9 protein-coding genes are annotated in these 6,919 nt (G+C 45.5%); 2 read left to right on the top strand and 7 right to left on the bottom strand.

Annotated elements, in window-relative coordinates; all coding sequences use genetic code 11:
* Nucleotides 1-114: 114 nt before the first annotated feature.
* Nucleotides 115-1,185, bottom strand: coding sequence for a hypothetical protein (locus tag AZ66_RS24840; RefSeq protein WP_052648845.1), 1,071 nt, complete (start codon nucleotides 1,183-1,185; stop codon nucleotides 115-117).
* Nucleotides 1,186-1,356: 171 nt separating this feature from the next.
* On the opposite strand from AZ66_RS24840, the gene AZ66_RS33645 reads away from it, so the two are divergent.
* Together AZ66_RS33645 and AZ66_RS33640 are read left to right on the top strand one after the other, a co-directional pair.
* Nucleotides 1,357-1,776: a DUF421 domain-containing protein gene (locus tag AZ66_RS33645; protein WP_331436938.1), complete on the top strand. Its 420-nt coding sequence runs from the start codon at nucleotides 1,357-1,359 to the stop codon at nucleotides 1,774-1,776.
* Complete coding sequence (locus AZ66_RS33640; RefSeq protein WP_331436937.1) at nucleotides 1,665-2,045, top strand: DUF421 domain-containing protein; 381 nt, start codon at nucleotides 1,665-1,667, stop codon at nucleotides 2,043-2,045. The genes AZ66_RS33645 and AZ66_RS33640 overlap by 112 nt, the downstream gene beginning before the upstream one ends.
* Nucleotides 2,046-2,052: 7 nt before the next feature.
* Here the strand turns inward: AZ66_RS33640 and AZ66_RS24830 are convergent, their stop codons facing one another.
* From AZ66_RS24830 to AZ66_RS24805, 6 genes are all read right to left on the bottom strand, one after another.
* The gene (locus AZ66_RS24830) at nucleotides 2,053-2,355 is read right to left on the bottom strand and encodes an antibiotic biosynthesis monooxygenase family protein (protein ID WP_044357330.1); all 303 of its coding nucleotides are present in this window, start codon (nucleotides 2,353-2,355) and stop codon (nucleotides 2,053-2,055) included.
* A gap of 35 nt (nucleotides 2,356-2,390) precedes the next feature.
* Entirely contained in the window at nucleotides 2,391-2,900 is a 510-nt protein-coding gene (locus AZ66_RS24825) for a hypothetical protein (RefSeq protein WP_021260319.1), read from the bottom strand.
* Nucleotides 2,901-3,096: 196 nt separating this feature from the next.
* Nucleotides 3,097-3,627: a GNAT family N-acetyltransferase gene (locus tag AZ66_RS24820; protein ID WP_044357328.1), complete on the bottom strand. Its 531-nt coding sequence runs from the start codon at nucleotides 3,625-3,627 to the stop codon at nucleotides 3,097-3,099.
* 165 nt (nucleotides 3,628-3,792) lie between these two features.
* The gene (gene brnQ, locus AZ66_RS24815) at nucleotides 3,793-5,145 is read right to left on the bottom strand and encodes a branched-chain amino acid transport system II carrier protein (protein WP_044357327.1); all 1,353 of its coding nucleotides are present in this window, start codon (nucleotides 5,143-5,145) and stop codon (nucleotides 3,793-3,795) included.
* Nucleotides 5,146-5,250: 105 nt separating this feature from the next.
* The gene (locus AZ66_RS24810; protein WP_231587036.1) at nucleotides 5,251-6,600 is read right to left on the bottom strand and encodes a TldD/PmbA family protein; all 1,350 of its coding nucleotides are present in this window, start codon (nucleotides 6,598-6,600) and stop codon (nucleotides 5,251-5,253) included.
* 3 nt (nucleotides 6,601-6,603) lie between these two features.
* Nucleotides 6,604-6,919: metallopeptidase TldD-related protein (locus AZ66_RS24805; RefSeq protein WP_044357326.1), on the bottom strand; the 316-nt coding region annotated here is incomplete at its 5' end.

The following is a 6,919-nucleotide window of genomic DNA, read 5'->3' as shown; positions in this document are numbered from 1 at the left end:
ACGTTAACTCCACGCAGTAACCCGACATACATTTGCATCGAAACGACCACATCCCTTAGTTCCAATCTTCAGTTTTTCATTTCCATGACTACTTCATATCACTACTCTAAACCACTACTTCAAATAAATGCCGAGCGGTAAATTGGATTCTCCTGCCGTCATCAATTTGCACTGAAAGGTACGAACACCAACAGGAACCACAACCTTCGCAATCAAGCATACATTCGTGTTGTCCATCATGAGCGGTACACCGATTACTTTTCCATCAACGAAAATAGCCCCTGCGAATGCTCCCCCTCGAGGATTTACATAAATGCTAACAACCGCTTCTTCCTCCGTATCATTATGCAGCGGAATATCCACCAAGTAAATAGCACCGAATTGACCGGTATTATCAACCGCACCTTCCCGTAATTCACTTGCACTTGCGGCAAACAAAAAGTCAGAAGCCACTTCTCCATTCATCTTCTTTCGGGCACACACACGGTATACACGCTCTGTCCCTATAATATAGGCAGGCATACTTGCATGAACCTCGGCATAAGGCCAGCTTCCTCTAGGATGAGTGCAGTATGGAGTCAGCGGATCTGAATGAATGAGTCTTATATCAGCAGTGACGTCCCGACTTGCGACTGTACGGATGGCATACTCCATCTCCCCTGCCCCTGAATCCCGTTCTATCGTAAACTCATAGATGAACCCTGCAAAATAGTTGGTATCCAGCCTTACCGACTCAATCATTGCTGTGCTAGTCACATCTGCGTGTTGGTCTACGGAAGTATAATGTTCCAGCGTTCTGCTTAAACAAGACTTTGCAAGACATTGTCCTACTTGAATCATCTGATTGGACAACGGCTCAATATGGATATCCCTGTGGATATGCTGAATGGCTATCCGGGTAGATGTGGACAGGTTTTGTACAGTCACCCCTAGCTGCAGCGGTTGTCCTGTTTCATTGCGATGCCATCCGAATAGGCGATGCGTGACAGATTCCTCATCGGAGCACACGATATCATGCCATAAGGTACACGTTGTCCCCGGGAATGAGGACTCATTTAATATTTCAGGGTTATCGCTAACCAGTAAGCGGCGTTGATCATTGGCGAACGCACTTTCTACTTCACCAAATACAGAAGTAGGTACATTCATTATATCAACGGTCAAATCTTCTTGTTGACAAGCCATATGTATCCCCCTCATCTATAACAGCCGCGGCATCTCATTATACTTTGCTAATGGATGATTAACTTGCCTCTCACATGAAGACATCGAGCTCTATGTACCTCTAATCAGGATTTACATCGAATATTTACAAAGAGGGTGGGACAAACTCCAATTACAAAGGAGCGTGCATCCGTGGAAGTCATAGCCCGTACTATTTTTGCTTTCATCTCTTTGCTTACATTTAGCCGATTGCTAGGCAAAAAACAAATGAGCCACATTACCTTATTCAACTACATCACAGGAATCACATTCGGTTCTATCGCTGCGGATATCGCGATTGAGACTCATATTTCAGTTGTGGACGGAATCATAAGCTTAACGGTATGGAGCCTGCTAACAATAGGAACCGGTAAGCTGTCCTTAAAGTTCCCACGAATTCGCGTACTCTTAGACGGTGAACCTACCATTGTCATCAAAAAGGAAAGATTCTCGAAAAAGCAATGGCGTCCATGCATCTCAACATGGATGATATTAGCATGCTGCTTCGCGAAAAGGATGTCTTCTCCATTCAAGATGTTGATTATGCAATTCTGGAACCGCATGGAAGAATGAGTGTACTCAAAAAAGCCGAAAAAGAGTCCCCTACGAAAGAGGACCTGAAAGTGTGCGTGCAACCTACATTGTATATGCCTACCGAGATTATCGTTGATGGCTCCATCGTCTATAAAAATCTCCTTGACCTTAACCTGACGAAGGAATGGTTAAGCCAAGCGCTGCGTAAAGCAGGATGCTCTCCCGAGCAAATCGAGGAAATCTTCTATGCAGAGATACAACGTGACGGCACGCTGTATATAGACAAAAGAGTAGACAACGTGAAATGATAACGCACTACTTCAAGTGAACCGGGATTTGCACATAATGCTCCACCTGTGGAGGTGACTCATAATAAGCTTCAAGCAGCGCATTCCATTGTTCATATTGCACGGTATAACGAAAACCAACCGCATGCTCTTTCAAAGAGTGCCACTGTACAATCACTATGTATCGATCGGCTGCCTCTACACATTTATGCAATTCATGTGTGATATACCCTCTTGCAGCTTCCAATATCGAAGATGCATGACGGAAGGCGCTTTCGAAATCATTGCGCATACCAGCCTTAATGGATAATGTAGCAACTTCCCGAATCATTTCAGCGCCTCCCTTCCCTAGCATATCCTCTGTTGTTAAATCCACGTAATGAAATATGTTTGCTTCACAGGAACGCCATTGCGCTCCGCCCATTTCAGAAGCTCCTCATTTCCACGCTGATCGCCCTTCGTGAAGGAAAAACAACATTTCAACGGAATTATATGCTTCGATTTTAATTGTATACCAATTGCAGGGGAATTGACGCCTTTTATCTTAATGGATTCGATCTCATTTGCATGATACACATTGCCATGCAAGCGAATTGTGTCTGAAGTTGGATCTATTTCGACTGTCCGCTTCACCCATGTCGCGTATGCTCCCGCTATCAATGACATTACGACAATGCCAATAACCGCCATCTGCATGAAGAACAATACAGGAAATGTCCGCTCTGTCATGGCCGCAATTTGCAGCATTCCGGCACTAAATAACAGAGAGCCTCCCAATATCGCTTTTGTTCGCGTAGGAACCTTCACCTGATAATTCATTTCATCCGCCCCATTCTGATATGCATGATAGGTTGTATGAAGTTTCTTTGTTGTCATTCCTTATTATACCATTAACGTTAACGGAATTGACACATATTTTTCACAATAAAGACACAATTATATTCAGGGTCGGTAATTCTACCTTACGAACATATTTGTAGAGCGAATCGAATACACTTGCTTCAATACAAAGGCACTATTTCCGCGCAACAAAAAAAGCCTGCCTTATGAGAAGGAGGCTTCACCCTTGTAACTAACGCGAGAACTTATAATACCAAATAATCGCTCTTTCCTTCGCAGTTGCAAAATTCGCATACATCATATTGTCTACTGCGCCAATGACAAAGCCATACTTGGCATATAAGCGACACGCTTGAATGTTCACATCCTGTGTCTCAAGCATAAGACCAGCACAGTTATTTTGCCTCGCCCATTCCACAGCCGTCTTCAATAATGCAGTTCCAATTCCCTTGTGCCTCCAAGCTGCTGCAACTTGAATTTGTTCAATGAGCGCAAATCCATTCCAGTTTGAACAAATTTTCATTTGTCCGACGCAGCTGCCCTCCCCGTAATAGAAGAACACTGCCTTATCTTTGTCCTCTATATAACGGTTATCAAATTCTTCCTCTTCATATTGCTTGAAATACGGCTCATCAAATCGTTCTTCTGTATAAGACCATGTATCATTTTTATAGGTGGGAACAATCCGACCAATCACAGTAAACCCGTCGTCGTCTGGCTTATTGTAATCATCCCTATTCGAATGTGTCATTTTCACGATCATCGTATCTTGATCCCCTTTCTTGCATACTGCCTTAGCAAATGCACAACAACTTATCCTGATTCTATTCGCTCCCCGTTCGAGTATTCCTTCTGCTTATTCATACAGCCAGATGAAAAAAAGCTTAATCTCCTAACTAAGGAAATTAAGCTTATACTCACTCTACCATTATTCGATTGCTTCTGTTGTTTCCGTTGGCTGACTATCCTGTGACTCCTTGCGAGCAAATGCCCACAAATAGCCGACAATTGCCCCCGCAATGGCAGGAACGACCCAGCCAAGTCCAGCTGTATACCACGGGAGATGGCTGTACAGTCTCTCAACCTCTCCCATTTCAATATTCGCCTGCTTTAAGCCATCCACAATGCTAATAAATGCAGTTGCGAGCAAGCTGCCAATATATACGGCTGAATGCCCATGGAACATGCGATGAAACAACGCCAAAATGATGAGAACAATGGTAAGTGGGTAAATGGCGGACACGATTGGTGCTGAAAATGAAATAATCTGATCAAGACCCAAATTGGTTACGCCTACACTTACGACACACAAGATTCCAATCCACTTGTTATACGAAATACGCGGCATAATGGAATGGAAGTACTCTCCACACGCTGCCAACAGGCCAACAGAAGTCGTTAAGCAAGCAAGAAGGAATACAATCCCAAGCAGTACGGTGCCCCATTTTCCAAATAAGAATAGCACGATTGCAGTCAATATTTGACCGCCATTCGCAGCCCCTTCGATTACAGAATGGCTCGTAGAGCCAAGGTATCCGATCATCATGTAAATGATGGCGAGACATACACCTGCGATCAGCCCAGCCTTAATCGTGATGGCAGACAGCTTCTGTGTGTTCGTAACGCCACGCTTGCGTATTGCCGATACGACGACACTACCAAGCAATAGAGCGGACAAGGCATCCATCGTCGAGTAACCATCTATACCACCCTTAAAAGCAGCATATTGTTCATACCCTTCGGCAGGCACACCATAGTCCCCGAGCGGATGGAATAAACTCTGGATGAAGACGATAATCATCATCACCAACAATATCGGTGTCAGTACTTTGCCGATGCGCTCGAACAGCTTCGATGGATTCAAGCACAACCAATAGCTGATGACAAAATAAATCACGGAATACGTCAATAATGACCAGCCGCTTGTTCGAAGCGGCTCAGGAAGAAGCGGGGCTGTTCCCATCTCAAACGCAACGCTGCCGGCACGCGGAATGACGAGAAACGGCCCTAGCGCTAAATACGTAATAATGGTAAATACAAACCCAAATCCCGGGTGAACGCGATTTGTAAGCGACTGCAAATCACCAGATTTAGCGATTGCTGCAACACCTAGAATCGGCAGTCCTACTGAGGTAATTAAGAATCCTCCCATCGCCTGCCATACACTTGCACCTGCCGCGTATCCAACTGCGGGTGGAAATATGAGATTACCTGCACCAAAGAATAAAGCAAAAAGCATTAACCCAAAAATAAACGTTTCTTTTTTTGATAGTTCAGTCATGCTGCATCTCCTGCTGTTATCTACCGACCTTATTATAACAATTCATTATAGAAAGCGGTCTTCTTTCCTGTCAAATCCAATTCCTGTGTTGCATTTGCTTCGGATTTATGCTCCTGAGATCGTCAAGCCCTTCACCTTCAACGATGGCGCATTACATCTGCCTGTAAATCGGATATCACTGCCTACAACCTCTATCTGCTTCAACATCTCGAACAAGTTGCCGGATACCGTAATTTGATTGACAGGACGTACGACTTTCCCCTGCTCGATAAGGAAGCCGGTACAGGATAACGAGAATTCGCCGGATACGGCATTCGTTCCCGCATGCAGACCCTGCAGCTGTACAATCATTACACCTCTCTCCGTGCCTGCAATCATGTCCTCAAGTGCTGTTGAACCTGGAAGTACATACATATTGTGAGGCGCAATCCCGATTTTACCGCGGTACCCACCCTTAGAGGCATGACCTGTCGAGACCAATCCAGCCTTGCTTGCCGTCTTCCCATTATGCAAATAAGTGAGCAGCTTGCCTTCCTTAATCACTTCCGTACACGTGCAGGCATACCCCTCTGCATCGAACGAACAAGCACCCAGAACGCCATTCATGAGCGGGTCATCCACAAGGGTGACATTACTTCCCGCTATCTGCTCGCCGATCTTATCCTTCAAGCCTGAGAAGCCCTTATTTACCGCCTCTGCTGAGAAGATGGACGTATAAGAACCTAGCAGCTTGCTGGATGCATCATGACGGAATATAACTGGATATTGATCGGACAATATGGTATCCGCCCCCAACTTTGACACCGCTTCCTCAACTGCCTTGTGAGCAATAGCCTTGAAGTCGATATCCTCGAAGCGTTCCATGGAGTAATCGAACCAATCGCCCGTCGTCGTCTGGCCAGATTGCGTTGCCACAACGGATAGGCTGCCAACTGCAGTGCTGTATGACGCGCGGCAATTCAATCCCTCCGTATTGGCAATCATAACCTCATTCTCGGTAAGCGTAACGGAAGAACCTTTCACTAAGGTAATCCGTTCATCGGCTGCCAGCGCGATTCGCTCCATGTCCATCGCTGCATCAATGAGAAGCTGTGGTGCCGTGAGCAGCAGCTCTGCTTCATAGGTTTTGACCTGCGGATAAGTAGGCGCTCCAGGGAACAACTGGTCTACTTCTCTGCTTTCGAGTGCATACGCATTACTTCTTGCTTCTTCAATCAGAAATGCAATGACATCCGTTTCTAATCTCTCCGAATAGGCATAGCCCATTTTTCCGTTGAATTCGCCGCGAAATGAGACGCCGCCCGTCTCCTTAATTGTAAATGCGTCGATGTCTCCCTTAGAGACATGCACAGAAGTTGAACGAGTCTGCTCGTAATAGACTTCCATCTTCACGCAGCCTTGTTTATGCCCTTCTTCAAATAGATGCTGTTGAAATGCTGCAATTTCCAATGCCATCGTTTATTCCCCCTTTCTTCCGCCGACCGTCATGCTGGACACACGAAGCATTGGCTGGCCGCAATTGACGGGAATACTGCCGCTCAATGAGCCGCACATGCCTTGACCGTGATCTAGATTGTTGCCTACCATATCAATTTTCTGGAGAACATCGATCCCCTTGCCGATGAGCGTTGCACCTTTGACCGGTTCTTCGATCTTTCCGTTGCGCACGATATAGCCTTCATTGACCGCAAAATTGAATTCACCTGTCGCTGTATTCACGGAGCCTCCGCCCATTGTCTTGGCATATAGGCCATACTCTGTATTGGCAATAATC

It is taken from the genome of Paenibacillus sp. E194 (assembly GCF_000935845.1).
GTDB classification, from domain to species: Bacteria; Bacillota; Bacilli; order Paenibacillales; family Paenibacillaceae; genus Paenibacillus_B; species Paenibacillus_B alvei_B.
This window is presented reverse-complemented; position numbering and strand designations above follow the sequence as displayed.

Bases quoted from the DNA above. Each gene is read 5' to 3' on its own strand.
- AZ66_RS24840 (WP_052648845.1), bottom strand. From the start codon at position 1,185: ATGGCTTGTCAACAAGAAGATTTGACCGTTGATATAATGAATGTACCT.
- AZ66_RS33640 (WP_331436937.1), top strand. From the start codon at position 1,665: ATGGCGTCCATGCATCTCAACATGGATGATATTAGCATGCTGCTTCGC.
- AZ66_RS24830 (WP_044357330.1), bottom strand. From the start codon at position 2,355: ATGATTCGGGAAGTTGCTACATTATCCATTAAGGCTGGTATGCGCAAT.
- AZ66_RS24825 (WP_021260319.1), bottom strand. From the start codon at position 2,900: ATGACAACAAAGAAACTTCATACAACCTATCATGCATATCAGAATGGG.
- AZ66_RS24820 (WP_044357328.1), bottom strand. From the start codon at position 3,627: ATGATCGTGAAAATGACACATTCGAATAGGGATGATTACAATAAGCCA.
- brnQ (WP_044357327.1), bottom strand. From the start codon at position 5,145: ATGACTGAACTATCAAAAAAAGAAACGTTTATTTTTGGGTTAATGCTT.
- AZ66_RS24810 (WP_231587036.1), bottom strand. From the start codon at position 6,600: ATGGCATTGGAAATTGCAGCATTTCAACAGCATCTATTTGAAGAAGGG.